The sequence below is a fragment of the Pseudomonas sp. PD9R genome (assembly GCF_019200975.1).
Taxonomy (GTDB): domain Bacteria; phylum Pseudomonadota; class Gammaproteobacteria; order Pseudomonadales; family Pseudomonadaceae; genus Aquipseudomonas.
Window position 1 is genome coordinate 55,854 of the sequence record NZ_JAHTMR010000004.1, and the last position, 26,293, is coordinate 82,146.

Genomic DNA, 26,293 nt, shown 5'->3' on the forward strand with positions numbered 1-26,293 from the left:
TTTAACGGAAACTTCCTACAGAAAGTGTCGCCTTCTATATCGACGATGTTTCATTTATTAGTTGTTTCATTGAACTGTTTTCATTCAAGGCCGTTTCGTTTGATTGACTTACCTGTTGCCGATTCAAGTGCTACCAAGACCAACCCGCTGACCGTCTATCTGGCGCGGCTGGCGCCATCCAGCCAACTGACCATGCGCTACGTCTTGCAGGACGCCGCCGACCGCCTCGGCTTCGAAGACATGAACATCGAGGAAATTTCCTGGCATGAGCTACAACCCGAAGAGGTGATCGCGTTAGTTGCCGCCTTGCGCGCGGACGGTTACGCGCCGAACACTTCGTCGTTGTACGTCAACGCACTGCGCGGGGTGATGAACGAAGCGTGGCGCATGAGCCTGATCAGCCAGGAACACCTGCTGAAAATGCGCTCGGTCAAGGGAATTGCCGGCACGCGGCTGTCCCAGGGCCGTAATCTTCGGCGCACGTTGATCCAGGAACTGATGGAGGTGTGTGCCGCCGACCCACGGCCGCAAGGCCTGCGGGACGCGGCGATCATCGGGATTTTGTATGGTTCGGGGATGCGCAAGTCGGAATCGGTGAACCTTGATCTGAGTCAGGTCGATTTCACCGAGCGCAGCCTGCGGGTTACTGCCAAGGGCAACAAACAGCTGATCAAATATGCACCGGCCTGGGCCTTCGCCAAACTCGACGCCTGGCTGGAGTTACGCCGCTCACAGCTGAAGGAAGGTGAAGCGGATGACCCGTTTCTGTTCAACCGTATCCGTCGCGGCAGCCACATCACCCGCGAGCGCATCACCAAGCATGCGATCTATTACATCGCCCGCCAACGAGGCGCGCAGGTGGGCGTGAAAATCATGCCGCATGATTTCCGGCGTTCATTCATCACCCGGGTGATTGAGGAACACGATTTGTCGATCGCCCAGAAACTCGCCCACCACAGCAACATCCAGACGACCGCCAATTACGATGTGCGCGACGACAACGAGCGACGCCGGGCGGTTGATCGCTTCGATCTGTGAAAAGCAAAGATCGCAGCCTGCACTAAAACGCAACCCAATGCAGGAGCTGCCGCAGGCTGCGATCTGTTGGCGTTAAGGCTCGCTCAGCACATGAGCATGGCCAATAGTCGATACGTGAACAGCGCTGCCGGCCGGTGGCGCGTACATACCGGAACTGCGCACCAGCAATGAACGCCCCGACTCTTCACCGGGGGCCGATGCCTGCAATTCGACGGTCAACGTGCAGGTATTGCCGCTGAAATCCCGTTCAGTCACCACGGCACGGCAACCGGCAGCTTCTGCGGAATGGGGCAGGACGCTGGCCAGCTGCAACTGCTCCGGGCGCAACATTATTTGCGCCTCGCTGTTGTTGCGGTGGTTGTTGACCGGTATCCGTCCCAGGTCGCAATGGGCCCAACCGGCTTCGATTCGCGCCGGCATGACCACGGCGTCACCAAGAAACAGCGCGGTTTGTACATCATCAGGGTAACGGTAAAGGTCCAGGGGATGCCCCGACTGCACCAACCGGCCATGGCGCATCACCGCCAGCTGATCGGCGAACGACAGGGCTTCGCTTTGATCGTGGGTGACCAGGATGGTGGTAACCCCAGCCTCGGCCAGCAAGCGCGAAACCAGTTTGCGCATGCTGGCACGCAGGCCGGTATCGAGCGCCGAAAACGGCTCGTCCAGCAGCATCAACCGCGGCTGCTGGGCCAAGGCTCGCGCCAGCGCCACACGCTGCTGCTGGCCGCCGGACAGCTCATGCGGCCAACGCTCGGCCATGTTCGAATCAAGCGCAACACTCTCCATAAGTTCGGCGATGCGCTCTTGCTTCTGACTGCCCTTGGTCGCCAAGCCGAAACCGATATTTGCGGCCACGGTCATGTGCGGAAACAGGGCACCATCCTGGGGAACATAGCCAATCAGGCGTTGGTGCGCTGGCACTTCATGGGTACTGTCAACCAAGGTCTGGCCATTGAGCGAAAGGCGGCCGATATCGGGAAACTCGAAACCGGCGATCATTCGCAACAAGGTGGTTTTTCCCGAGCCTGAGGGGCCGACAATCACCGTACGGCTGCCGGTGGGCACCGACAGGCTGACGTTATCCAGGGCCCGTTGGGATCCGTAGGATTTGGAAATCGAATGCAGTTCTAGAGCGTTCATCGGCCAGCCGTTTTTTTCGATTGGTGGTAGAGAAGTCCGGTTAGCGGAAGCGACAGGACAATCATCAACAGCGCATAGGGCGCTGCGGCGGCGTAATCGATTTCGCTGGTCATGGCCCAGAACCCGGTCGCCAACGTACGCGTGCCGTTCGGCGCGAGCAGCAGGGTGGCGGTCAGTTCATTGGTGATCGCCAAAAACACCAGCGCGGCACCCGCGGCAGCGCCCGGTGCGGCCAGGCGCAGGGTGATCAGCCATAACGCCCGGGCAGGCGAGCGGCCCAGGCTGCGGGCGATGTTTTCCAGTTCCACCGGTGCCTGGGCGATACCGGCACGCAGGCTCACCAGTGCACGCGGCAGGAACATCAGCAGATACGCCAGCAGCACGGTGATTGTGGTCTGGTAGATCGGCCGCGCGAAATGGATAGTCACGGTGACCAATGCGAGTGCCACGACGATGCCTGGCAGCGAACTGGTAATGTAGTTGCAACTTTCCAGCAGACGTTGCAACCGGCCAGGCGAGCGGATCGACAGCCAGGCAATCGGAATGGCTGCGCAGGTGGTCAAGGCAGCGCCTGCTATACCGAACTGCAGCGTTTGCTGTAGCGCCGGCAACAACTCCGGCAGGTCCCAGACCTGCGCGCCACCGGCAATCAACCATTTGCCCAAGGTGATCAGCGGCACGCCCAGCGCCAGAATGCAGGTGACGACCTGCAAGGCCAGCGCCAGTACCGTAGACGTCGTGCTCAGGCAAACAACTCGTTGTTCACGGGCACTGCCTGATCCGACGCGGGCGTAACGCGCATGGCCCCGAGCGGCCGATTCTGCCGTCAACATGGCCAGGCAACACAGCGCCAGCACGCCGGCCAGCAGGTTGGCGGCAGGCCCGTTGAAGGTGGATTTGAACTGATCGAAGATCGCCGTGGTGAAAGTGTCGAAACGGATCATCGCGTACAGGCCGTATTCGGCCAGCAAGTGCAAGCCAACCAGCAAGGCGCCGCCGCAAATGGCCAGGCGCAACTGCGGTAGCACCACGCGGAAAAACACCGCCCAGGGCTTGAGTCCCAGTGATTCGCCGACGTCTTCGATAGCCGGGTCCAGTCGCCGCAGGGTCGCGGCAACCGGCAGATAAAGAAACGGGAAGTAAGCAATGACCGAGACCAGTACCCCGGCAAACAACCCGTGGATCGGTGGCACCAGGCTGACCCAGGCATAGCTGTGAACGAACGCCGGCACCGCCAGTGGCGCGGTGGCCAGCAAGGACCACCAACGCCGTCCCGGTAGGTTTGTGCGTTCGGTCAGCCAAGCCAGCGCCACCCCCAGTGCCACGCACAAAGGGATGGTGATGATCACCAGCAATACCGTGTTGACCAGCAACTCGCCGACCCGGGGCCGGAACACCAGCGGCACCAGGGCGGCCCAGCCGGTTTGCAGGTACACGCCGATGACGAACGCGATGGGCAGCAGCGCCAACAACGAAACCAGCACCGACAAACCGACCACCCACGCGCCACCACGGCTCGCGAACAGGCCGCGTGATCGGCGACGCAGGTTGGCGGGTATCGATTCGGCGACACCCGCCGGCAGGGTTTCAGGCATCAATTAAAGCAATCCGGCCTGAGTCATCAGCTCCACGGCTTTTTTACTGTCGAGCTTGGAGGCATCGACGGTTGGCGCGTCCAGCTGCTGCAAAGGCACCAGTTTAGGGTTGGATTGAGCGTCCTTGCCGACAGCGTATTCAAACGATTTGCCATTCTTGAGAATGGCCTGGCCATCCTTGCCGGTGATGTACTTGAGGAACGCCTGGGCTTGTTCCTTGTGTTGGCTGGAAGCCAGGACGCCGCCACCGGAGATGCTGACAAACGCGCCTGGGTCTTTGTGTTTGAAGTAGTGAAGGGCGGTGTTCTTGCTGTTTTCGCCGGTCTTGGACTGATCGACCAGGCTGTAATAGTGGTAGATCACGCCGCTTTCGATTTGCCCGGCATTGACCGCTTTAAGTACCGAGCTGTTGCCGCGGTAGGCGGTGAAGTTGGTTTTCATCGCTTTCAACCAGGCAAGTGTCGCGGCTTCGCCCTTTTGCTCCAGCATGGCGGCGACGATGGCCTGGAAGTCGGCACCGCCCGGCGACGCGGCCCAACGACCTTTCCAGCTCGGGTCGGCGAGGTCCATGATCGATTTCGGCAGGTTGGTTTCCGACAGTTTGCTCGGGTTGTAGACGAATACGGTGGAGCGCGCGGCGATCCCTACCCATTTGCCGTGGGCCGGGCGGTAGGCGGGGTCGACTTGCTCCAGGGTGGCTTTGTCGACCGGCGCAAACAGACCTGCGTTGTCGACCAGAACCATGGCCGGGGAGTTTTCGGTCAGGAACACATCCGCCGGCGAAGCGGCCCCTTCCTGCACGATCTGATTGCCCATTTCAGTGTCATCACCATTGCGCAGGGTGACCGGAATACCGGTTTCCTGGGTAAAACCTTCAACCCAGGACTTGGTCAGGCCTTCGTGCTGCGCGTTGTAAACCACGATGCCGACGGTGTCCGCTGCATACGCGTGGCCGGCACTCATGAGGGCGGTGGCCAGCAAGGCTTTTTTCAGGAAAGACGGGATACGGGAAATCATGCGGTGGCAGCTCCGGTTTTTTTAGAATCGAGCACGTAGAGTCGACGCGGGAAGGTCGTCGATGAGTGTAGAACAATACGAATCATTTGCATGTTTAAGGCGGGCGAATGTAGAGAGAAGAATGAGAAAAAAACGTCAAATAAACGGTTAATTCGTGTCATCGCACTGCAATATTGCGCACTTGAAACGCAAAAAACCGAGAGGCCTGCCAAGCCTCTCGGTTTTTTTGTATCTGTCGCTGTCAGGGCTGGCTTTGCGGGAAGATCAGAATCTGCAAATTACCGCGCTGATAACGCTGGCCGTCGATAGGGAGTTGCTCGACTTCCTGAATCTCATCGACGCTGTTGATCCGCATCACCACACCGACCGAACCCTTTTTGCGAGCCTCGATCATCCATTGCCCGACGTCCTCTTTGGTTACTTTGCGCGATACCATGGCCGGGTCGTCGAGGCCGTATTTCAATTCGCCGACGACATTATAGAGATCCACCTGTGGCCGCTTCACAAGCCAGGACACCGCCGAGGCTGCCCCCAGATCATTACTGAGCAACGACGTTGTCTGCTTCAGGCTATCCAGATGCTCTGCGATAAAACGGTCGGGCATTTTGCTGTCGACCATCTGGCCCGGCAATGCCGCCGGCAACAGCGCGACCAGTAGCCAGATACCGAGGGCCGGCATCGCCCAGAGCTCTAATGGACGCAGGATTTGCAAGGCGTTGGCAATAATCCAGCCGACCAGCACGATGTACACCATGGACAGGCTGAACATCTCGGTATTTTCATAGACTTCTTTGGTGGCTTGCAGGTACAGCAACGCTATCAAGGCGCTGGTGGCGATGACGACATTGAGCCAGCCGTTGAAGCGGATCGTCTTTCCCTGCGCCTGTTTCAGCAGCTCTGTCACTGCATGGCCCATCAGCAATGCCAGGGGCAACAGGCACGGCATGATGTAGGTCGGCAACTTGCCACTGCTCACGCTGAATACACCCAATGGCAACAACAGCCAGAGCAAAAGAAAGGCGAAGACTGGCTGGCGTTTGCTCTTCCATGCCTGGATGAATGTCGTCGGCAACAACGCAGCCCAAGGCAGGCTCGATACCACCAGCATTGGCAGGTAGAACCACCATGGGCGCGCGTGTTGCGCGTTATCGGCGGCGAAGCGCCGCACGTGCTCATTCCAGAAGAAGAAATGCCAGAAGTCCGGCTCCTGATGATTGATCGCCAGTACCCAGGGCAGGCAGACCGCTGCTGCCACGGCCACCGCCAATGCTCCGTAACGTAACAACTCGCCCTGACGGCGTTGCCACAGCATGTAGGGCAGGGCGATCACTACCGGCAGTAGCCAGGCAAGAAAACCTTTGGTCATGAAGCCCAAGCCGCAGGCAAATCCCAACAGTACCCAGGCACCCAACCGACCGCGTGTGGTACGGCTGTCGATGGCAAACCACAACGCGACCAGGCTCAGGTTGACCCAGAACGTGAATTGCGGGTCCAGGTTGGCATAACCAGCCTGGCCGGCAATCAGCCCGAAACTCATGTAAAACAGCGCGCAGGCGAAGCTCTTGCGTGGGTCGTTCCAGAATCGGCGGCCAATCAGATAAGCCAGCCAGACACTCAGGCCCGTGCTTAGCGCTGATGCGATGCGCACTCCGAACAGGTTGTCGCCGAACACCGCCTGCCCAATGGCGATCAGCCAGTAACCGGCGATGGGTTTTTCGAAGTAGCGAATACCCATGAAGTGCGGCGAGATCCAGTCGCCGCTGAGCAGCATTTCCTGGCTGATCTGCGCATAACGGGTTTCGTCGGGAATCCACAAGCCATGGGTCATCAGCGGTAACAGGTAAAACGTCACGAATGCCAGCATCAACGCGCACAGCGTCCAGCGTTCCGTCAGCGGTAGTGTTCGGGTGTAGCGACGGGACAAGCGGCCAGCAGATTCGGGCAACGGGGGAATGGACGTCATGACTTGGCCTTGGCGCGGAAGAAGTTGCTGGGTTCTGCAAATTAGTTGTTTGCGCGCAATTTGAATCTGCGCCAGTACATTGCAGTAATCATTCAATTAATGGTGTGGGTTAAATGGCTTACTTCACAACTACTGCGTGCCAGTCTTCGGCATTGATTATGCCCAGCACTTGAAGCTGGCCATCGTCTGCAATGTGGACAAATAACGAACTACCATACTCACTGGTAGCGGCGTGTTTGAAACCGGTCTGGGCTTCAAAGTCACCGATACAACCGCTATGCGTCACCAGCACCAGATTGTGCCCGGCACGCTTGTGCGCCACGACGTCGTTGCGCAACGTGCTGCCACAACTGGCCAGCCACTCCTGGGTTTGCGCGTCTTTGCCAAACATGTAGTGTGCGGTTTGCACCGTGCGGGTAACCGGACTGGTCAAGACCTCAGCCTGCGTCATCCCCAGGCGCAAAAAGCCTTGACCTACCGCCACGGCGGAGTCGCTGCCGATGCGGGTAATGCCGTCAGCAGGCCCCAGGCACGGGTGGCTGGAACGGTCGCAGCGCTCGGCATGGCGAACCAGAACCACCACCTCGCCAGCCTCCCATTGCTGCAACAGTTGAGCCCTGACGTGCGGGTCAACGCTCGCCAGGTTGGCGGGCGATCTCGGCCACCAGGCAAAACCTGTGACCAGCGCAATGACCAGCAAGGCGCCGACGATGACTACCAGTACTTTCAAGAGCCGCTGCGCCTTTGCAGGGCGGGGCGAACGTGCGTTCGATGTGGCGTTGACCAAGTTTTTTCCACCTGCCGGGGCGCATTTGAATGGTTGTAAAAGAACAGAATTCAAACAACGCTAAATGCTCGCCCTGAAACTAAGATGAGCGAATTAGATGCAGGAGAAACTAAAACTCTGCGGGTGGCGGAGGGGTGAAATGAATGTGAAAAAATTGCAATGACGGATAAGAGGGTTACTTAGTTAGTTATTGGTAACTTTTATCTTTTACTTGATTATGCAAGATGGGCTCAGCGACGATCGAGTCGTCGCTGAGCAAAGCGGAAGAAGTGAGGGGGCTCAGACCGATGGGCAACCAGAATGCGCGCCTGAAGCGCCTTGGCTGATCAGCGCAGCCAGGCGTTTAACGTTGGCCTGTTGTGCCACCACCAAATCATCGATGGATGACCCGGAAGGGGTCTGTAGTGTGCTGCGGCACGTCATCAAAATGTCCTCTCCACTGCGCAAACGCCATTTCACATCAATCAGCCCGTACTGCCCGGGAATCGAATCGAAGCGCTGTACCTCAATGCGCACTGACACTTTGCGTTGCGGGTTGCTGTTGACCATCTGATCGCGCAGGGCGCTGCGCAATTCATCCACCAGGCTCGCACCCCACCATTCGGTTTCGAGGATCGCCATGCCTGTATTGCCCTGGCGCACAACAATCTGTGGGCGATCGACCTGGGGCGGGACAATCAGGCTTTCGATCTGGATATCCGTCGTTGCCCTTGTATTGCCGCTCATCTGCGCCGGGGTCAAGGTGTGGAACTGGATCGGATCACTGCGGCAAGCGGCGAGCAATGACAACGTAGCGATCAGCGCAATCTTCAGCGGAAAAGCCATGGGTGATGCTCCTGTGGTCATTTGCTCGGTGGTCCTTGCATATCCATTGGCGCGGCATTGTCGGGGCGGCCGCGAATCAGCGATTCCGGATGCCGTCCCAGGTAGTCCGCGAGGTCACGCAAGGAGCGCGATGTACGCCCCAACTCTTCCAGGGTCTGGTTCAGCTTCTCCCGTTGGGGCGAATCGTCGGCAAGGGTAGAACCGGCCGATTTCAGCGTCGTATTGGCCGATTGCAGGGTCTTGCTCAAGTCCGACAGTGTGTTTTGCACGCCGGGCAGGGTCTTGGCGTTGAACTGCCCCAGACTTTTACGCAGTTCCACGAGGTTGCCGTCGAGGTTACCGGCAATACGTTCCACCGGCAGTTTGTTGATCCTGTCGACCATGGCTTCAAGTTTTTCCTGCAATTGCTCCAGGCTGCCAGGGACGGTGGGAATACGGATCGGGCGAGCGTTCTGATCGAAAACGACCTTCTCTGCTTTGGGGTAGAAGTCCAGGGAGATATAGAGCTGGCCGGTCAGAAGATTACCGGTGCGCGCCTGGGCGCGCAGGCCGTTTTCGATGAGCGTACCGACCACACGTACCGAGCCAGCTTCATCGTTGGGGTCATGATTCAGCGTCTCGAGCATTTTGGTGTGCGCCCGGCCCAGCCTCTGCGGATAAATGACTACACCAACGTTAAGCGGGAAACTGCGGGTCTGCTCGTCAAAATCCAGATTGACCGACACCACCCTGCCGATTTCCACACCCCGAAACTCGACCGGCGCATCAATCTTGAGCCCACGCAGCGCCTGATCGAAGCGCAAGGTCATGAACTGCGCCTTGCCATTGGGCGGGGCCAGGGCGGTTTGCTGGTCTTCGAACAGTTCGTAGGCATACTCTTCGGCGGCCGGCTTATCGTTGGGGTTGTAGTCGGGTGCGCGGAAGGCAATGCCGCCCACCAACAAGGCCGATAACGACTCGGTCTTCACCGCAAAACCATTGGCACCAACGTTTACGTCAATTCCGCTGGCGTTCCAGAAACGGGTGTTTTCGGTGACATAGGCATCATTGGGGGCGTGGATGAACAACTCAATGTTGACGCCTTTTCCGTCTGGGTCCAGCGCGTAGGCCACTACCTGGCCTACCGGAATCTTGCGGTAGTAGACCGGCGACCCAATGTCCAGTGACCCCAGATCCTGCGTATGCAAGGTGAAGCGTTTGCCCGGCTCGCCATAGGTAATGGGTGGCGGGTTTTCCAGGCCATTGAAATTTTTCGAGCGCCCATTGGCCTGGCCGATGTCAGCGCCGATGTAGTCCCCGGACAGCAGGGTGTCGATGCCCGACACCCCGCCAGCACCGATGCGCGGGCGCACCACCCAGTATTGCGAATCTTCGCGGGTGAAACTCTCCGCCTGTTTGGCCAGTTTGATCGTGGCGTTAACGCTCTTCTGGTCGTTACTCAGTTCCACGTCGGTGACTTGGCCGATCACCACGTTGCGGTACTTGACCTCGGTCTTGTTGGCGGTCAGGCCATCACCGGTCTTGAAGGTGATGGTGATGGTCGGCCCTTCCTGCAGCATGCTGTGCACCACCAGAGAAATGCCCACCAGTACGGCGACAATCGGCACAATCCAGACCAGCGATACGCTGAAACGGCTTGTCTTGACGGGGGCCTGACCAGGATCACGCGGCCCTTCAATGGCTTGTTGCTTCATCCTTGACCTCCTCAAAGTGTGGGTCTTCCTGCGCCCGATCCCAGATCAGTCGCGGGTCGAAACTCATCGCTGACAGCATGGTGAACACCACCACCAGGCCAAAGAACAGAATCCCCGGGCGCGGCTCGATATCGGCCAGCGCTTGAAACTTCACTAACGAGGCCACCAGGGCCACGACGATCACGTCGAGCATCGACCAATAGCCGATGACCTCGACGAAACGGTACATTTTTGACCGTTCCTTGAGTGCCCATTGGCTGTCACGCTGGACGGTCACCAACAACAGCGTCAGTGCGACGAACTTGATGCCGGGCACGGCGATACTCGCGATGAAGATGATCAGGGCGATGTCCCAGGCACCGGCCTCCCAAAACTCCAATACACCGCTCATGATCGTACTGTCGGCACCGTTGCCGACCATTTTGGTGTTCATTACCGGCAACAGATTGGCCGGTACGTAAAACGCCAGCGCCGTGAACATGTAGGCCCAGGTCCGGGTCAGGGAGTTGGTTTTGCGCCGGTGCAGCGGGGCATCGCAGCGCTCGCACTCGTGCGGCTGATGGGTCATGTCACACGCCATTCCGCAGGTGTGGCACAGGCAGAGGTTGAGTTCGCTGGCGAGGGGAGGCCTTTTCATATGATTTCCCACAGTTCACGGACATCGCGCCCGGCAATGCGGATCATCATCAGGCTGAGGATCGCCAGGGCAAACAGCCCGATACCGGGCAGGACGTCGAGCAAACCCGCCAGTTTGATCACCGCGACCATCGCTCCCAACAGACAGACCTCCAGCATGCTCCAGGGCCTCAGGGTTTCCAGCCAGCGCATGCAGAATTTGAACCCCGGCGAGCGGCGGTTGGAGAGGGCGAAACTCAGGACCCAGATCAGCAGCACCAGCTGGAATATCGGTGCGATGATCATCGCAATCGCCGCCACCATGGCTATGAACGTGATTGGCCCCAGACTCAGCGCCATTACCGAGTCCCAGAGCGTCGCGCTGTTTTTAAGGCCTTTGAGGCTGATGCTCATGACCGGATAGAAATTGGCGAAAATCCATAGCACCAGCGCGGTAAAGGTCAATGCCAGGCGCTGCTGCACGGTCAAACCGTTATAGCGCTGAAGCACGCCACCGCAGCGTGTGCAGAGTGTTTTTTGATGTTTGGCGAGCGTGACTTTTTCGTACACACAGTCGCAGTGCTCGCAGATGATCAGTGGGTCAGTCGTCGCCATTGGCCAAGCTCGACAGGATGCAGGAATTGATGAGCACCTCCTCAATATAGAAGTGACTCGCAATTGAGCAAATCGAAAGGCTGAACAAGGGGATGATCTTCATGTAGGAGTTGCCGAAGGCTGCGATCCTTTGATCTGGTTTTTAAAAACAAGATCAAAAGATCGCAGCCTTCGGCAGCTCCAACAGAGGTTTCAGCCGAGGACTTCACGCATGCGATACCAGAGCATGCCGAGGGCCAGCAGTGGCGAGCGCAGCGCACGGCCGCCGGGGAAGGTCATGTGCGGAACGGCGCTGAACACATCGAAACCTTTGCTGTGACCCGCATGGATGGCTTCGCCCAACAATTTGGCGCACCAGTGCGTCACGTTCAGGCCGTGCCCGGAGTAACCCTGGGCATAAAACACGTTGGGATGCTGGTTCAGGCGTCCGACCTGAGGGAAACGATTGGCCGAGATGCCAATCCTTCCGCCCCATTGATAATCAATGCGCACGTTCGCCAGTTGCGGGAAGACCTTAAGCATCTGCGGGCGCATATACGCCTCGATGTCCCGAGGATCACGCCCGGAATAATGGCAAGCTCCGCCGAACAGCAGGCGTCGATCCGCCGAGAGCCGGTAGTAATCCAGGCCGACTTTCTGATCGCACAGCGCCAGGTTGTTCGGGATCAACTGCGCGGCAACTTCCGCCGACAAAGGTTCGGTGGCCACGATGTAACTGCCCGCCGGCAGTACCTTGCCGCTGAGTTTCGGTTCGAGTTCTTCCAGATGCGCGTTACAGGCCAACACCAGGCTGCCGGCACGCACCGAACCGCCCGCACAGCGCACCTGGACAGTGCTGCCATGGATCAATTCCAGTACCGGGCTCTGCTCGAAAATCTGTACGCCCAAGGATTGTGCGAGTCGGGCTTCGCCGAGCACCAGGTTCAGTGGGTGCAAGTGGCCCGAGCCCATATCGACCAGCCCACCGGCATACACACCGGAGTTGACCACCTGTTCGCGGATCTGCTGAGGTTCCACCAGCCGTGTTTCATGGGCGTAACCGGACTCTTTGAGCGCCGCCTGTTCGGCCTTCAGCCCGGCGAACTGCGCCGGGGTGTTGGCCAGTTCGCAAAAACCCCAGCGCAGGTCGCAATCGATACCGTGCTCACGGATGCGCTGACCCACCAGTTCCACCGATTCAACGCCAGCGCGCTCCAGATAGCGTACGCCCTCGGCACCGACATGCTTGGCGAAACCGCTGACATCATGGCCTATCCCGCGAATCAGCTGCCCACCGTTGCGACCGCTGGCACCCCAGCCAATGCGCCGCGCCTCCAGCAGAATCACCGAGAGTCCGCGCTGGGCCAGTTCGATTGCCGTGTTGACGCCTGTAAAACCACCGCCAATCACACAGACATCCGCAACCAGATCGCCTATCAGCTCAGGCCGGGGCGTCATGCCCTTGGCCGAGGCGGCGTAATAGGAGTGTGTATGTTCCTGGGTGTGCTGATTCATTTGTTGGACTTCACTTTGCTCCAGGACCGGGTCATCAGGCGCATGATCGACTGCGGCGGTGTGGTCGAGATGTAGAGCTTGTCGAGTACTGCCTGGGAAGGGTAAACCTCAGGGTTATTCACCAGTTCCGGGTCCATGAACTGCTTGGCGGGCGGGTTGGGGTTGGCGTAGCCGACCGAAGCGCTGACCTTGGCAATCACTTGCGGGTCAAGCAGGTAGTTAATGAACGCGTGGGCTTCTTTCGGGTTGCTGGCGTCAGCCGGAACGGCCAGCAGGTCAAACCACAAATTGGAGCCTTCCTTGGGAATGGCATAGGCGATGTTCACGCCGTTCTTGGCTTCCTTGGCCCGGTTGGCGGCCTGGAACACATCGCCCGAGTAACCGAACGCCACGCAAATGTCGCCGTTGGCCAAATCCGACACGTACTTGGACGAGTGGAAATAGGTGACGTACGGGCGAATGCTCAACAACTTGGCTTCGGCTTTTTTGAAGTCTTCAGGGTTTTCACTGCGCGGGTCCATGCCCATGTAGTTGAGTACCGCCGGGAACACTTCATCCGCCGAGTCCATCATCGACACGCCGCACGCGCTCAGCTTCTTGATGTTTTCCGGCTCGAACAGCACGGCCCAGGAGTCGATGTGGTCGATGCCCAGCACTTGCTTGACCTTGTCGACGTTGTAACCGATGCCGTTGGTGCCCCACAGGTATGGTACGGAGTGCGAGTTACCCGGATCGTTTTTCTCCAGCAAGGCGAGCAGTTTCGGGTCGAGGTTTTTGAAGTTCGGCAGTTGTTCGCGATCCAGTTTCAGGAATGCGCCGGCCTTCACCTGGCGGGCCAGGAAGTGGTTGGATGGCACCACTACGTCATAGCCGGTGCGCCCGGCGAGCAGTTTGCCTTCCAGGGTTTCGTTGGAGTCGAAGACGTCGTAGATCACCTTGATCCCGGTTTTCGCCTGGAAGTCGGCGAGGGTGGTCTCGCCGATGTAATCGGTCCAGTTGTAGACACTGACCTGTGGCTGAGCCTGGGCAACTGCGCTGAACACTACGGCCAGCGCGACCGGGACCACGGATTTCAATAGACGCATTCGACACCTCTTGGATTTATTGGATTTTTTTTGTGCGCGTGCCCTCTGTAGGAGCTGCCGAGTGAAACGAGGCTGCGATCTTTTGATTTTCAAAAGCAAGATCAAAAGATCGCAGCCTCGCTTCACTCCGCAGCTCCTACAGACCGACCGCAGCGAGGGGGGTTAGACGCTCAGCAACAGGAACTCACGCTCCCACGAGCTAATCACCCGCTTGAAGTTCTCGTGTTCGGCGCGTTTGACCGCGACGTAACCCCGCACGAACTTGTCACCCAGGTAACGGCCGATGTTTTCGCACTCTTCCATTTGCGTCAGCGCGTCTTCGATGGTGATTGGCAGGCGCAGGTTGCGGCGTTCATAGGCGCGACCTTGTACGGCAGCGCTCGGTTCGATGCCTTCGACCATGCCGATGTAACCGCATAACAGGCTGGCGGCGATGGCCAGGTACGGGTTGGCGTCAGCACCTGGCAAACGGTTTTCCACGCGCATCGCGTCCGGGCTGGAAGTCGGTACGCGCAAGCCGACGGTGCGGTTTTCTTCGCCCCATTCGACGTTGACCGGTGCCGAGGTGTCCGGCAGGAAGCGGCGGAACGAGTTGACGTTCGGCGCGAACATCGGCAGCACTTTGGGGATGTATTTTTGCAGGCCGCCAATGTGATGCAGGAACAACTGGCTCATCTGGCCGTCGGCGTCGGCGAAAATCGGCTGGCCGGTGGCGATGTCGACCACGCTCTGGTGAATATGCATCGCGCTGCCGGGCTCGTCGCCAATCGGTTTGGCCATGAAAGTCGCGGTCACGTTGTGCTTGAGCGCCGCTTCACGCAGGGTGCGCTTGAACACGGTGATCTGGTCCGCCAGGTCCAGCGCGTCGCCGTGACGGAAGTTGATTTCCATCTGCGCCGGGCCGTCTTCGTGGATCAGCGTATCGAGGTCCAGGCCCTGAAGTTCGCACCAGTCATAGACGTCTTCGAACAGTGGATCGAATTCGTTGGCGGCATCGATGGAGAACGACTGACGTCCACTTTCCGCACGGCCCGAACGGCCCAGCGGCGCCTTCAACGGCAAATCCGGGTCTTCGCAACGCTGGGTCAGGTAGAACTCCATTTCCGGCGCGACGATTGGCCTCCAGCCTTTGTCGGTATACAGCTGCAGGACTTTTTTCAGCACGTTGCGAGGCGACAGTTCGATCGGGTTACCGAACTTGTCGAAGGTGTCGTGGATCACGATGGCGGTCGGCTCGATGGCCCATGGCACTACGTAAACGGCGTCGGCATCGGGCTTGCAGACCATGTCGATGTCAGCCGGGTCGAGCAGGTCGTAGTAGATGTCGTCGTCGACAAAGTCCCCGGTTACCGTTTGCAGAAGGACACTTTCCGGCAGGCGCATGCCTCGCTCATGCAGGAACTTGTTGGTGGGTGCAATTTTGCCGCGTGCAATGCCGGTCAGGTCGCTGACAACGCACTCGACTTCGGTAATCTTGTGATCTTTCAGCCAAGTGAACAGCTGATCGAAAGGGACATTCATAAAGACCTCGTTATTGGTTTTATTAACGCCAGGAGAGGCCAGTTTCATCCGCCGGACACTTCCCCTGTAGCGCGTTGACGTCTATCTTGGGCGAGCCTTGCGGTTCCATCTATCCACTTTAATCAGCACAAAGCGCACCAAAAGAGTGCGCAAGGTCACCCATGACAACGTGCAATTCATTACAGGTTCAAGCGTTCAATACCGCCGATGTCGCCGAGCAAATCCGCGCCACACCGGGTTGGGTCCAGCATTACCAGCAGATGTCGCCGGGGCATTTCGCGGGGTTGGTGCGTTATCTGGACTTGCAGGGTGTAGAGATTTACGAAGAACACATGAACACCCGGGTCGAGCAGAATTTCAGCGCGCCGCAAGGTTCACTCGCGTTTTGTTTCGATCGCAGCGACAACGCGCTGTATGTGTTGAATGGTGAAAGCCGCAACATCTGGATCACCCCGGAGAACTATCAGGAAATCGCCGTGGTATTCGGGCCGGCGTTTGTCCAGCGCCATGCGTTGGACGTTGCCAGGCTTGAAGGTCTGTTCATGGCGCCGCTCAATTCGCAGCAGAACGCGCTGTTCAGTCGCTGGCTTAGCGGCACCCTGACGCGGTTGTCACAGACCTTCGACCCGCCAAGCCGCGAGGCACTGACCGAGCAGTTGCTGGACGATTGCCTGTTCATCCTCGACAACGCTTGCGTCTGTCTGGACCAAGGCGCGCTGCAGCGCCGGGCGGGGGAGCGCGCGATCATGAAACGGGTAGGGGAATGGGCGGCGGATACGCCTGAAGAACAGCTCAACCTGCTGGAGTTGTCTCAGGTTGCCGGGGTTTCACTGCGGCAATTGCAACACGCCTTCAAGACCTACACCGGCATGGCGCCGACCCAATGGCTGCGCCTGCGCCGACTCAACAGTGCCCGCCGCGAATTGCTCAGCCGCACGCCATCACAAACCACCGTGGCCGAAGTGGCGATGCATTGGTCGTTCTGGCATTTGGGGCGGTTTTCCAGCAACTACCGCGCACTGTTCAAGGAATTGCCGAGCGACACCCTGAAACGCGCGAGCGTCGTGCAACCGAGTGGACGCGGACGCCGTTAAAAGGTCGGCGGGGTAATCACCCAGATCACCACCGCATCGACTTCGCCGGGATTGCCGTAGCGGTGCGGCTCCTGGCTGGAAAAGCTGAAGCTGTCGCCTTCATTGAGTTGAAAGTGACGATCGCCCACCCACAATTCGAAACTGCCCGACAGCAGATAACCGGCTTCTTCGCCTTCGTGGCTGTAGCTTTGCTGGCTGTAAGTGCCAGGCGGAAATCGCGAGTGGAGCATTTCCAGTTGGCGATTGGGGGTTGGGGTCAGCAGGTGATCGACGATGCCGTCTTCGTAATGCACGCTCAGGCGAGCGTTTTTGCGCACCACCACGCCGTCGTCTTCAGGGGCGGTGTTGGCTTCGCTGGCGAAGAACCACTGGATCGTTACCCCGAGGCTGCGGGCAATGTTGAACAACGCCGGAATCGACGGGTAGGCGAGGTTGCGTTCGAGTTGGCTGATGTAGCCGGCGGTCAGTTCGCTCTGTTGCGCCAGTTCCGCGAGGGTCATGCTCCGGCGTTTGCGCAGGCCGCGAATCCGCGTGCCGAGAAAATGCGGTTCGGCGGTGCCGGTTGCGGGCTGTGACTTGCTGTTGTTGCTCATGGAAAATTCCGAACCGTGGGACTACGCCCCTGTAGGAGCTGCCGAAGGCTGCGATCTTTTGATCTTGATCTTCGGCGGTCTTTAGATCGCTAAAAAGACGAGGTCAAAAGATCGCAGCCTTCGGCAGCGCCTACAGGGTGAATGTAAGGTCCCGGAGTATAAACAGGCTTAAAGCTCCCACGCGACTTTCAGGCCCTCATAAATCGCTTCTTCGGCGGTACGCGGTGCCAGGCAATCGCCGATACGTCGAAACTCCACCAACCCTTGCAGCTCCGCACCGAGGGTATCCACCGGTTGATGCCCCTGGCACAGCACCAGCGTGTCGATGTTTTCCAGCAACATCGGTTCGCCGCTGGCGGTGTGTTGCAGGTACACGGTGTTGTCATCGCAACCGTACAACCGGGCGTAAGGCGTAATCGGAATGCCCAGTTTGTGCAGCTCACCAGCCAGTTGATCGCGCACGTACAGTGGCAGGTTTTCCCCGCAATGGGTGCCGTTGACCGCGAGTTGTACCTGATGGCCGGCGCGGGTCAGGCGCTCGGCGATGCCGGGGCCGATCCAGTCACAACGCCAGTCGACCACCACCACCGAACGGCCGATTTGCACCTCGTCACGCAGCACCTGCCAGGCATCCACCACCTGCAATTCACCACCGCGTTCGAACTGCGGCCAGTAAGGTTCGGCACCGGTGGCGACGATCACCATGTCCGGTTTTTCCTGCTCCACCAAGGCGCGATCAACACGGGTGTTGCGCACCACGCGCACGCCGGCCAATTCCATTTCTCGTTGCAGGTTGGTGCTGGCACCGCCGAACTCGCTGCGCCGGGGTAGCAATTGCGCCAGAAGCACCTGGCCGCCCAGTTGCGAACTGGCTTCGTACAGCGTCACTTCATGCCCGCGTTGCGCCGCCACGGCCGCCGCTTTCATCCCGGCAGGGCCACCGCCGGCAATCATGATGCGTTTGCGTTTTGTCGTTGTTTGCCGCTCGCCGAAAATTAACTCGCGACCGGTTTCCGGCGCCTGGATGCAGGAAATCGGCAGGCCTTTGTGGAAGTGGCCGATACAGGCCTGGTTGCAGGCAATGCAGGCCCGCACATCTTCGACATGCCCGCTGTCGGTCTTGTTGGGCATTTGCGGGTCGCAGATCAGCGCCCGCGTCATGCCGCAGACGTCGGCCTGGCCACGGGCCAGAATCAGTTCGGCTTCCTGCGGCTGGTTGATGCGCCCGGTGACGAATAACGGAATGTCCAGGCCCGCCTTGAAGGTGCCGGCCTCCTTGGCGAGATACGCCGCCTCAATCGCCATCGGCGGCACGATGTGCACGGCACCACCGAGTGATGCAGAGGTGCCCGCGACGATGTGCACATAATCCAGTTGAGCTTGCAGCGATTGCACGGCGGCCAGCGATTCGTCTTCAGTCAGGCCTTCTGGGTCGCGCTCGTCGGCAGAAATGCGCAGGCCGACAATGAACTGTTCGTCGGTACTGGCCCGAATCGCGTCGATGACTTCCCGCAGGAAACGCAGGCGCTGCTCCAGGTCGCCGTTGTAGCCATCGGTGCGACGGTTGACCCTTGGGTTGATGAATTGCGCCGGCAAGTAACCATGACTGGCGACCACCTCGACGCCATCGATTCCAGCCTGATGCAGACGTCTGGCGGCAGCCGCATAGCCGGCAACGATCTCGTCGATCATTGCTTGATCGAGTTCACGAGGCATCACCCGAAAACGTTCGTTGGGCACCGCCGAAGCGGAGTAGGCCACGGCCAGCAAGCCATCGCTGGACTCCATGATTTCCCGCCCCGGATGAAACACCTGCGACAACACCACGGTGCCGTGGGCATGGCAGGTTTGCGCAAGTTTGCGATAACCCTCGATGCAGGCATCGTCGGTGGCCATCAGCACGTGGGAGGTGTACCGCGCACTGTCGTGCACGCCGGCCACTTGCAGGACGATCAATCCGGCACCGCCTTCGGCCCGCGCCCGGTGATAGGCGATCAACTGATCGTTGACCAGATTATCGGTGGGCATCGAGGTGTCGTGACCGCTGGACATGATGCGGTTTTTCAGGCGCTTGCCGCGGATCTGCAACGGTTCGAACAGGTGTGCAAAAGCAGGGGTCGGGCTCGGCATGTTCCGGGTACTCCAGGCAGGCTGACCTGTAGGAGCGAGCCTGCTCGCGATAGACGTTAACGATAACGCGTGTTGTCTGGATGAACGCGTTGCCCTCAGGTCCATCACGAGCAAGCTCGCTCCTACAGAGGTGTCAGGATTTCAGCGTTGTTATTATTGCGCTATAGAAATTTACCTGTAGTAAAAAATCAACTTGTTTTTTTACTATGGCTTGCAGTAGTTTCGTTTCGAGCCCGCTCCCGGGGCGAACCTCACCAACAATAAAAAAGGGCGAAACGGGCACGAGTCCGGCTAGCACCTGTACGAGGAACCACTGATGAAATCGAATACGCTCAAGCACGGTTTTTATCCCTTGGTGCTGAGTCTGGCCATGGGCCTGGGCACCGCTCAGGCCGGGTCGGAAATGGTCATCGTCGCTTACGGCGGAGCCGGACAAAAAGCCCTGGATGCGGCGTTTTTCCAGCCCTTCAGCGTCGTGGATCAAAGCAAAGTGATGCAGAGCGAGTACAACGGCGAAATGGCCAAAATCAAAGTCATGGTCGATACCGGCAACGTCGATTGGGACGTGGTGCAGATCGAAGGCCCGGACCTGATGCGCGGCTGCGAAGAGGGCATGTACGAGCGGCTGGACTGGACGCGCCTGGGCCATACCGATCAGTTGATTCCCGAAGCGGCGCAAGATTGTGGTTCCGCGGCAATGGTGTGGAGCGTGGCCATCGCCTACGACACCGACAAACTGGCCCAGGCGCCAACCTCTTGGGCGGATTTCTGGGACGTGCAGAAAACCCCCGGCAAACGCGGACTGCGCAAGCGCGCGGTGTACAACCTGGAGTTCGCCTTGCTGGCTGACGGGGTGAAAGTCGAGGACGTGTACAAAGTGCTCAATACGCCGCAGGGCGTGGATCGGGCGTTTGCCAAGCTCACACAACTCAAACCGTATATCCAGTGGTGGGAAGCCGGGGCGCAACCGCCGCAATGGCTGATGGCCGGCGATGTGGTGATGACCTCGACCTACAGCGGACGCATCGCCGCTGCTGCGCAAAGCGGCAGTCATCTCGGCCTGGTATGGCCCGGCAGCCTCTATGGGATGGACTACTGGGCGATCATCAAGGGATCCAAACATGTCGATCAGGCCAAGCGTTTCATCGCCTTCGCCAACCAGCCCGATCCTCAGGTCAACTTTGTGCAATTGATCCCTTATGGCCCGACCAACACGCAAGCCGCCGCACGGCTGGACGACAAGTTGGCGAAGTGGGTGCCGACGGCGCCACAGAACCTCAAGGGTGCGTTGTCGATGGACGTCGGTTTCTGGGTCGACCATGGCGAAGAGCTTGAAGAACGCTTCAACGCCTGGGCCAGCAAATAACCGATTCTGGCTGGACGTCCGAGCACGTCCAGCCGTACTGTCTGCCCAGCCGTCCAGCCTGGAGAACCCCAACAATGAATAAGATCGCGAGCCATCTGCCTGTGCGCAGCGCAACCGAACAGCGCCTGCGTGAAGAACTGACAGCCTGTTATCGCTTGATTGCGCACTTCCGCATGACCGACCTGATCTTCACCCATATTTCGGTACGCCTGCCGGGGCCGGAACATCACTTTTTGATCAACCCCTATGGGCTGATGTTCGATGAGATCACGGCGTCCAACCTGGTGAAGATCGACCTCCAGGGCCACGCCGTGGAATCGTCGCCGTACCCGGTGAACCCGGCCGGTTTTGTGATTCACAGCGCCATTCACGCTGCCCGTGAAGACGCGCAATGTGTGCTGCACACTCACACCAAGTCCGGTTGCGCGGTCGCCGCGTTGAAGTGCGGGTTACTGCCGGTGAATCAGATTTCCATGGAGTTCTACGGTCGGGTCGCTTACCACGACTACGAAGGCGTGGCGCTGGACTTGAGCGAGCAACAGCGACTGGTGCAAGACATCGGCGACAAGCCCGTATTGATGCTGCGCAACCACGGCTTGCTGACCGTTGGCGAAACCGTGAGCCAGGCGTTTTTGCGCATGTATTACCTGGAGAAAGCCTGCGAGATTCAGCTGGCTGCGCAAGCCGCCGGTGAATTGGTGCTGCCGTCGCACGAGGTTTGCGCCCACACCGAGCGTCAGTTCAATGACCCCGGCCGGCCGCTGGAAGAAGGCGAGCTCAACGACCCGGATGCGATGCAATTGGCCTGGGCGGCCATGTTGCGGTTGCTGGATCGGGTGGCGCCGGGGTATCGCGATTGAATCCATCGTGAGCAGCACGCTTGAAATGTAGGAGCTGCCGCCGGCTGCGATCCTTTGATGTTGATTATTCAAGAATCAGAAGATCGCAGCCTGCGCAAGCTTCTACATGAGATTTGTGGTGCCACTGGTTATTCGGCAAGCAACCGACTGGAGACTTGCCACGCTCTTGCTGTACAGTCGTTCAGCTCGCAACCACAAACGAGCCCCAATGACGAATCCAGGAGCGTGTCGCCGATGAATCAGGAAGCCCGTTTTTCCCGCATGGAACCGGAGTTGCGCAAGGCCAATCTGATCGAGGCGACGCTGGTGTGTCTCAAGCGCCATGGCTTCCAGGGTGCGTCGATCCGCAAGATTTCCGCTGAGGCGGGCGTTTCGGTGGGGCTGATCAGCCATCACTATTCCGGCAAGGACGAACTGGTGGCCGAGGCCTACATGGCGATCACCGGACGGGTCATGACCCTGCTGCGCGATGCCATGGAACAGGCGGCGCCCAGCGCTCGCGAACGGTTGTCGGCATTTTTTCGCGGTTCGTTCTCCGCCGAATTGCTCGACCCGCAACTGATCGATGCCTGGCTCGCGTTCTGGGGCGCGGTTAAAACCGCCGAGGCGATCAACCAGGCGCACGATCATTCCTATGGCGAGTACCGCGGTATCTTGCGCAAGGTGCTGACAGAACTGGCGCAGGAGGAGGGCTGGGAAAACTTCGACGCCGACCTCGCGGCCATCAGCCTCAGTGCGTTGCTCGATGGCTTGTGGCTGGAGTCCGGGCTCAACCCCGGCACCTTTACCCCAGAGCAGGGCATGCAGATTTGCGAGGCTTGGGTCGATGGGTTACAGGCCGGTGGCCGTCAGCGCTTTTGCATGAAGACAACGTGAGTGCAGACGAGCAGCTGTTGATCACCTGTTCAGCTATGGCTACTCTCTGGCGCTGATGCAGCAAAACACTCTAATAAGAAATACGCCTTCGGGCACGTGCAGGACACCAAGTAATGACGCCTCGGGTACTGATCGTCGATGACGATCCGCTGATTCGTGAACTGTTGCAGGCCTACTTGTCCCAGGAAGGCTACGAGGTCCATTGCGCCGCCACGGCGGAACTGGCCGAAACCTTTCTGGCCGGCCAGACCGTTGACCTGGTCATGCTCGACATCCGCTTGCCGGGCAAGGACGGCCTGACGCTGACCCGCGAACTGCGGGTGCGGTCGGAAGTCGGGATCATCCTGATCACCGGGCGCAACGATGAAATCGACCGCATCGTCGGCCTGGAATGCGGCGCCGATGATTACGTGATCAAACCCCTCAATCCACGGGAACTGGTGTCCCGGGCGAAAAACCTGATTCGTCGGGTTCGTCACGCACAGACGCCTGCGCCGGTTGCAGCCGCCTCCAAACCGGTCAAACAGTTCGCCGATTGGGCGCTGGATACCGACCGCCGGCGCCTGATCGACGCGGCGGGCGGCGAAACCCTGCTGACCCACGGCGAATACCAACTGCTCAGCGTGTTCCTGCGCAACAGCGGCCACACCCTGAGCCGCGACCAACTGATGGACCAGATCCGCAACCGTGAGTGGGTACCCAACGACCGTTCCATCGACGTGCTGGTCGGACGCTTGCGCCGCAAGTTGCATGACGACCCGGCCGAACCGCAATTGATCATCACCATTCACGGCGCGGGCTACCTGTTCACTGCCAGCCTGGCGGCCTGATGACCGTGGGGCGACTGCTCTGGCTGCTGCTGGCGCTGCTGGCGGGCAATGCGCTAGCAACGGAAAAGGTTCGCTATTGCGATTATCCGGTGTACCCGCCGATTTCCTGGAGCGACGGCAAACAGGTCCGAGGCCTGGCGCCGAGCGTGGTGAAAAAACTGTTCGGTGAACTGGGCTACGAAGTCGAAATCGTGGTGCTCGGCAACTGGAAGCGTTGCCTGCTCGACGCCGCCGAAGGCCGGGTCGACGTGGTGCTGGCCTACAGCACCGTGCAACGGGAGCAGAGCATGCTGTTTTCCTCGGTGCCAGTGCTGCGTGAAGAAGTCGCGCTGTTCATCAATCGCCAGCATCCGGTGACGTTCGAACGCCTCGAGGACCTGGCCAAATACCGTGGCGGATTGCTGTTCGGTGAAAGCTATGGCGTGGAGTTCGATCGTATGGTCGCGCTAAACAACAACATCGAATGGGTCTCCGACAGCCGCCAGAATTTCGGCAAGCTGATTCGCGGGCGCATCGACTTCATCACCCAGGAACGCCGCACCGGCCAGCTGTACATTGAGAACCTGCCCGGGGCGCAAGACATCGTGGCGCTGCCCACCGCCCTGAGCGTGGACTATCTGCGGGTCGCGGTTTCACGTCTTTCGCCACTGGCCACCCGCATGCCGCAGATCAACGCGCAGTTGCAGCGCATGGTCGATGCTGGCGACATCGAACGACTGCTCAATGAAAGCGAAGTCACTTACCGCGACATGATCAACCTGCCGGCGAACGAGCAATGATTCGCGCCCGTCCCGGTGGATTGTTGCGACGCCTGTTGCTGTTCATCCTGCTGTTCAGCCTGTGCTTCACCGTACTCGCCAGTACGGTGCAGTTGTACATCGAATATCGCCGGGAAATGCGTGATATCGACTCGCGCATGGAACTGATTCGTGCCGGCTATTTGGCGAGTCTGGAGCGCAGTCTGTGGGACTTGAACCAGGAACAGTTGAACGTGCAGTTGCGCGGTCTGGTGGATTTTTCCGACGTCGCGCGGGTGCACCTGACCAGTCCGGACTACGACTTGCTGCAAGGTAATCCGGACCCGGTCGGGCCGTTGCGCATCGAGCGTTTTGCCCTGGATTATCAACCGCCGTCTGGCCCGTTGCGCCACCTTGGGGAACTGGAAGTCAGCACCGATCTGGGCGCGGTGTATCAGCGTCTGTATGCCACCGGGTTGACCAGCCTGTTGTGGATGGGCGTGTTTCTCTGTGGTCTGGCCGTTGCGCTGTCCGGATTGTTTTACCGTTTGGTGACCCGTCACCTGCAAGTCATGGCCGTGTTCGCCCGGCGCATCGCCGCCGGGGAATGGCAAGAGCCGTTGCGCCTGGAGAAGCACCGTGGCGTTTTTCAAGATGAAATCGACACCGTGGCTTACGCGCTGGACGACATGCGTCGGGCAATCCTCAGCGACATCGACCGCCGGGAAACCGATCGCCTGGCTTTGCAGGACAACCGCGATGAATTGCTGCGCATGGTGCAACGCCGCACCGCCAGCCTGATGCGCGCCAAAGATGAAGCCGAAGCGGCCAACCAGGCCAAGTCGCGGTTTCTGGCGACCATGAGTCACGAACTGCGTACGCCGCTCAACGGCATCCTCGGCATGGCCGAATTGCTGCGCGGTGCCAGCCTGGACGAACGTGACGGCAAACGTCTGGATGCGCTGCACAAGGCCGGCGAAGGATTGCTGACCATCCTTAATGAAGTGCTGTATTTCGCCAAACTGGAGGAGGGCACCAGCCTTCCCGAACCCGTTGATTTCTCGATTCGCCAATTGCTCGACGAAGTGCTGACGCTGCTGGAACCCAAGGCGCTGGACAACGACACGGTGCTGCTGTGCCGGGTCGACCAGCGGGTGGCCGAGCATCACCACGGTGCCGAGCAATTCTTGCGACAGGTGTTGAGCAACCTGTTGGCCAATGCGATCAAGTTCACCGAAGGCGGCGAGGTCCGCGTCGAAGTGGCGTTGCTGACTCAGCCTGAAGAGCAGCGAGGGCAACTGCTGCGGGTGAGCGTCACTGACAACGGCATCGGCATAGCCCCGGCGATGCAGGCGAAGATTTTCGAACGCTTCACCCAAGCCAGCGAAGAGGTGTCGCAACGCTTCGGCGGCACGGGTTTGGGGTTGGCGATCTGTAAGCATCTGGTGGAGCAGATGGGGGGCAGCATCGGCGTTACCAGCGAAGTCGCGCAGGGCAGTTGCTTCTGGTTCGAACTGACGTTGCAGCCCGCCATTGGCCAAATGCCCGTCGCACCGCTCGCTGTTGCGGGGCCGGCGTTGAACGTGCTGGTGGTCGAGGACGTAGCGCTGAACCGGGAAGTGGTCCAGGGTCTGCTGCAACGGGACGGGCATCAGGTCTGGCTGGCGGAAGAGGCCGAGCAGGCATTGGCGCTCTGCGCCGGGCAGGTGTTCGATCTGATTCTGTTGGATGTGCACCTGCCGGGTCTTAGCGGCGTTGTGTTGTGCAAGTTGATCCGCCTTAACCTGGGGCCGAATCGCCAGACGCGCATCTTCGCCCTCACCGCCAGCGTTCAGCCGGCGTTGGTGCGCGGTTACCTCGACGCGGGCATGGACGGCATCCTGGCCAAACCGCTGAAGCTGGACAACCTGCGCCAGGCCCTGGCCGGACAAGTGCCGATTCCAGAGCCGGTGCGGGAGGACGACGCCATCGAATGGCCATTGCTGCAAACCCATCGCAGCTTGCTTGGCGAACAGAAGGTTCAGGGCTTGCTGGCGGTGTTGCGCGATTCGATCCTGCAACACCGTGAGACGCTGAGGGAGGCCATTGAGGCCGACGACAGCACCGAGGTCGCGCACCTGGCCCATCGTTTGGCTGGCAGCAGCGACTCCCTGGGTTTTCGTGCCTTGGCCAATAGTTTGCGATTGCTGGAAGAGGCGGCGCTGGCTAGCGACGAATCGGCGATACGCGCACTGGCAGCACCGGTGGATGCGCAGCTTGAGCGCTCGCAACAGGCGCTGGACGAGTTGCTGGCGCGCTGACGTACAAGTTTGTTACGACTTTTTACATCTTTGATCTATACGTACAACGCGACCTTACATGGCTTTCCAATAATCGACGTAACCGCCGCAGCGCGGTCTTCGAAGCTTATTGGAG

At 59.3% G+C, this 26,293-nt stretch carries 22 protein-coding genes; 8 read left to right on the forward strand and 14 right to left on the reverse strand.

Annotated features, from left to right (window positions below):
- Positions 1-99: 99 nt before the first annotated feature.
- On the forward strand, positions 100-1,038 hold the full coding sequence (xerC, locus tag KUF73_RS10410) for a tyrosine recombinase XerC (RefSeq protein ID WP_218437963.1): 939 nt from the start codon (positions 100-102) through the stop codon (positions 1,036-1,038).
- A 72-nt stretch (positions 1,039-1,110) separates the two neighbouring features.
- Here the strand turns inward: xerC and KUF73_RS10415 are convergent, their stop codons facing one another.
- The 12 genes from KUF73_RS10415 to KUF73_RS10470 form a co-directional block, all read right to left on the reverse strand.
- Positions 1,111-2,181: an ABC transporter ATP-binding protein gene (locus KUF73_RS10415; RefSeq protein ID WP_218437964.1), complete on the reverse strand. Its 1,071-nt coding sequence runs from the start codon at positions 2,179-2,181 to the stop codon at positions 1,111-1,113.
- A complete protein-coding gene (locus KUF73_RS10420) occupies positions 2,178-3,776 on the reverse strand; it encodes an iron ABC transporter permease (RefSeq protein WP_218437965.1) in 1,599 nt (532 codons plus the stop codon). Before KUF73_RS10420 ends, KUF73_RS10415 begins: the two co-directional genes overlap by 4 nt.
- Before the next feature lie 3 nt (positions 3,777-3,779).
- Positions 3,780-4,793, reverse strand: coding sequence for an iron ABC transporter substrate-binding protein (locus tag KUF73_RS10425; protein ID WP_218437966.1), 1,014 nt, complete (start codon positions 4,791-4,793; stop codon positions 3,780-3,782).
- A gap of 241 nt (positions 4,794-5,034) precedes the next feature.
- Positions 5,035-6,756: a lipid IV(A) 4-amino-4-deoxy-L-arabinosyltransferase gene (arnT, locus tag KUF73_RS10430; protein ID WP_218437967.1), complete on the reverse strand. Its 1,722-nt coding sequence runs from the start codon at positions 6,754-6,756 to the stop codon at positions 5,035-5,037.
- 118 nt (positions 6,757-6,874) lie between these two features.
- On the reverse strand, positions 6,875-7,543 hold the full coding sequence (locus KUF73_RS10435) for a histidine phosphatase family protein (protein ID WP_371135443.1): 669 nt from the start codon (positions 7,541-7,543) through the stop codon (positions 6,875-6,877).
- A gap of 279 nt (positions 7,544-7,822) precedes the next feature.
- Positions 7,823-8,368 (reverse strand): membrane integrity-associated transporter subunit PqiC, encoded by a 546-nt coding sequence (locus KUF73_RS10440; protein ID WP_218437969.1) that lies wholly within the window; start codon positions 8,366-8,368, stop codon positions 7,823-7,825.
- Between the two features lie 17 nt (positions 8,369-8,385).
- Positions 8,386-10,062 (reverse strand): intermembrane transport protein PqiB, encoded by a 1,677-nt coding sequence (locus tag KUF73_RS10445; protein WP_218437970.1) that lies wholly within the window; start codon positions 10,060-10,062, stop codon positions 8,386-8,388.
- On the reverse strand, positions 10,043-10,699 hold the full coding sequence (locus KUF73_RS10450; RefSeq protein ID WP_218437971.1) for a paraquat-inducible protein A: 657 nt from the start codon (positions 10,697-10,699) through the stop codon (positions 10,043-10,045). Before KUF73_RS10450 ends, KUF73_RS10445 begins: the two co-directional genes overlap by 20 nt.
- Positions 10,696-11,292 (reverse strand): paraquat-inducible protein A, encoded by a 597-nt coding sequence (locus tag KUF73_RS10455; protein ID WP_218437972.1) that lies wholly within the window; start codon positions 11,290-11,292, stop codon positions 10,696-10,698. The genes KUF73_RS10450 and KUF73_RS10455 overlap by 4 nt, the downstream gene beginning before the upstream one ends.
- Positions 11,293-11,484: 192 nt before the next feature.
- Complete coding sequence (locus KUF73_RS10460) at positions 11,485-12,786, reverse strand: FAD-binding oxidoreductase (RefSeq protein WP_218437973.1); 1,302 nt, start codon at positions 12,784-12,786, stop codon at positions 11,485-11,487.
- Positions 12,783-13,871: a polyamine ABC transporter substrate-binding protein gene (locus KUF73_RS10465; RefSeq protein ID WP_218437974.1), complete on the reverse strand. Its 1,089-nt coding sequence runs from the start codon at positions 13,869-13,871 to the stop codon at positions 12,783-12,785. The genes KUF73_RS10460 and KUF73_RS10465 overlap by 4 nt, the downstream gene beginning before the upstream one ends.
- A gap of 162 nt (positions 13,872-14,033) precedes the next feature.
- Complete coding sequence (locus KUF73_RS10470; RefSeq protein WP_218437975.1) at positions 14,034-15,392, reverse strand: glutamine synthetase family protein; 1,359 nt, start codon at positions 15,390-15,392, stop codon at positions 14,034-14,036.
- Between the two features lie 161 nt (positions 15,393-15,553).
- Here KUF73_RS10470 and KUF73_RS10475 point away from each other — a divergent pair, with 161 nt between their 5' ends.
- A complete protein-coding gene (locus KUF73_RS10475) occupies positions 15,554-16,486 on the forward strand; it encodes a helix-turn-helix domain-containing protein (RefSeq protein ID WP_218437976.1) in 933 nt (310 codons plus the stop codon).
- Here the strand turns inward: KUF73_RS10475 and KUF73_RS10480 are convergent.
- Together KUF73_RS10480 and KUF73_RS10485 are read right to left on the reverse strand one after the other, a co-directional pair.
- On the reverse strand, positions 16,483-17,079 hold the full coding sequence (locus KUF73_RS10480) for a cupin domain-containing protein (protein WP_218437977.1): 597 nt from the start codon (positions 17,077-17,079) through the stop codon (positions 16,483-16,485). The two genes, KUF73_RS10475 and KUF73_RS10480, sit on opposite strands and share 4 nt — an antisense overlap.
- 168 nt (positions 17,080-17,247) lie before the next feature.
- A complete protein-coding gene (locus KUF73_RS10485; protein ID WP_218437978.1) occupies positions 17,248-19,209 on the reverse strand; it encodes an FAD-dependent oxidoreductase in 1,962 nt (653 codons plus the stop codon).
- A 316-nt stretch (positions 19,210-19,525) separates the two neighbouring features.
- Here KUF73_RS10485 and KUF73_RS10490 point away from each other — a divergent pair, with 316 nt between their 5' ends.
- The 6 genes from KUF73_RS10490 to KUF73_RS10515 all read left to right on the forward strand — a co-directional run bounded on the left by KUF73_RS10490 (position 19,526) and on the right by KUF73_RS10515 (position 26,178).
- Positions 19,526-20,575, forward strand: a complete 1,050-nt coding sequence (locus KUF73_RS10490) for an ABC transporter substrate-binding protein (protein WP_218437979.1) — start codon at positions 19,526-19,528, stop codon at positions 20,573-20,575.
- Positions 20,576-20,649: 74 nt separating this feature from the next.
- Entirely contained in the window at positions 20,650-21,435 is a 786-nt protein-coding gene (locus tag KUF73_RS10495) for a class II aldolase/adducin family protein (RefSeq protein ID WP_218437980.1), read from the forward strand.
- A 234-nt stretch (positions 21,436-21,669) separates the two neighbouring features.
- On the forward strand, positions 21,670-22,311 hold the full coding sequence (locus KUF73_RS10500; protein ID WP_218437981.1) for a TetR family transcriptional regulator C-terminal domain-containing protein: 642 nt from the start codon (positions 21,670-21,672) through the stop codon (positions 22,309-22,311).
- Positions 22,312-22,424: 113 nt separating this feature from the next.
- The gene (locus KUF73_RS10505) at positions 22,425-23,141 is read left to right on the forward strand and encodes a response regulator (protein ID WP_218437982.1); all 717 of its coding nucleotides are present in this window, start codon (positions 22,425-22,427) and stop codon (positions 23,139-23,141) included.
- A gap of 5 nt (positions 23,142-23,146) precedes the next feature.
- Positions 23,147-23,920 carry an ABC transporter substrate-binding protein gene (locus KUF73_RS10510; RefSeq protein WP_218438231.1) on the forward strand — a complete coding sequence of 258 codons (774 nt, stop codon included), beginning with the start codon at positions 23,147-23,149 and terminating at the stop codon, positions 23,918-23,920.
- On the forward strand, positions 23,917-26,178 hold the full coding sequence (locus KUF73_RS10515) for an ATP-binding protein (protein WP_218437983.1): 2,262 nt from the start codon (positions 23,917-23,919) through the stop codon (positions 26,176-26,178). Before KUF73_RS10510 ends, KUF73_RS10515 begins: the two co-directional genes overlap by 4 nt.
- The last annotated feature ends 115 nt before the right edge of the window (positions 26,179-26,293 follow it).

What these genes read in the sequence shown, in the direction of transcription:
- KUF73_RS10415 (WP_218437964.1), bottom strand. Translation starts at nt 2,181, where the DNA reads ATGAACGCTCTAGAACTGCATTCGATTTCCAAATCCTACGGATCCCAA.
- KUF73_RS10420 (WP_218437965.1), bottom strand. Translation starts at nt 3,776, where the DNA reads ATGCCTGAAACCCTGCCGGCGGGTGTCGCCGAATCGATACCCGCCAAC.
- KUF73_RS10425 (WP_218437966.1), bottom strand. Translation starts at nt 4,793, where the DNA reads ATGATTTCCCGTATCCCGTCTTTCCTGAAAAAAGCCTTGCTGGCCACC.
- arnT (WP_218437967.1), bottom strand. Translation starts at nt 6,756, where the DNA reads ATGACGTCCATTCCCCCGTTGCCCGAATCTGCTGGCCGCTTGTCCCGT.
- KUF73_RS10440 (WP_218437969.1), bottom strand. Translation starts at nt 8,368, where the DNA reads ATGGCTTTTCCGCTGAAGATTGCGCTGATCGCTACGTTGTCATTGCTC.
- KUF73_RS10445 (WP_218437970.1), bottom strand. Translation starts at nt 10,062, where the DNA reads ATGAAGCAACAAGCCATTGAAGGGCCGCGTGATCCTGGTCAGGCCCCC.
- KUF73_RS10450 (WP_218437971.1), bottom strand. Translation starts at nt 10,699, where the DNA reads ATGAAAAGGCCTCCCCTCGCCAGCGAACTCAACCTCTGCCTGTGCCAC.
- KUF73_RS10455 (WP_218437972.1), bottom strand. Translation starts at nt 11,292, where the DNA reads ATGGCGACGACTGACCCACTGATCATCTGCGAGCACTGCGACTGTGTG.
- KUF73_RS10460 (WP_218437973.1), bottom strand. Translation starts at nt 12,786, where the DNA reads ATGAATCAGCACACCCAGGAACATACACACTCCTATTACGCCGCCTCG.
- KUF73_RS10465 (WP_218437974.1), bottom strand. Translation starts at nt 13,871, where the DNA reads ATGCGTCTATTGAAATCCGTGGTCCCGGTCGCGCTGGCCGTAGTGTTC.
- KUF73_RS10470 (WP_218437975.1), bottom strand. Translation starts at nt 15,392, where the DNA reads ATGAATGTCCCTTTCGATCAGCTGTTCACTTGGCTGAAAGATCACAAG.
- KUF73_RS10475 (WP_218437976.1), top strand. Translation starts at nt 15,554, where the DNA reads ATGACAACGTGCAATTCATTACAGGTTCAAGCGTTCAATACCGCCGAT.
- KUF73_RS10480 (WP_218437977.1), bottom strand. Translation starts at nt 17,079, where the DNA reads ATGAGCAACAACAGCAAGTCACAGCCCGCAACCGGCACCGCCGAACCG.
- KUF73_RS10485 (WP_218437978.1), bottom strand. Translation starts at nt 19,209, where the DNA reads ATGCCGAGCCCGACCCCTGCTTTTGCACACCTGTTCGAACCGTTGCAG.
- KUF73_RS10490 (WP_218437979.1), top strand. Translation starts at nt 19,526, where the DNA reads ATGAAATCGAATACGCTCAAGCACGGTTTTTATCCCTTGGTGCTGAGT.
- KUF73_RS10495 (WP_218437980.1), top strand. Translation starts at nt 20,650, where the DNA reads ATGAATAAGATCGCGAGCCATCTGCCTGTGCGCAGCGCAACCGAACAG.
- KUF73_RS10500 (WP_218437981.1), top strand. Translation starts at nt 21,670, where the DNA reads ATGAATCAGGAAGCCCGTTTTTCCCGCATGGAACCGGAGTTGCGCAAG.
- KUF73_RS10505 (WP_218437982.1), top strand. Translation starts at nt 22,425, where the DNA reads ATGACGCCTCGGGTACTGATCGTCGATGACGATCCGCTGATTCGTGAA.
- KUF73_RS10515 (WP_218437983.1), top strand. Translation starts at nt 23,917, where the DNA reads ATGATTCGCGCCCGTCCCGGTGGATTGTTGCGACGCCTGTTGCTGTTC.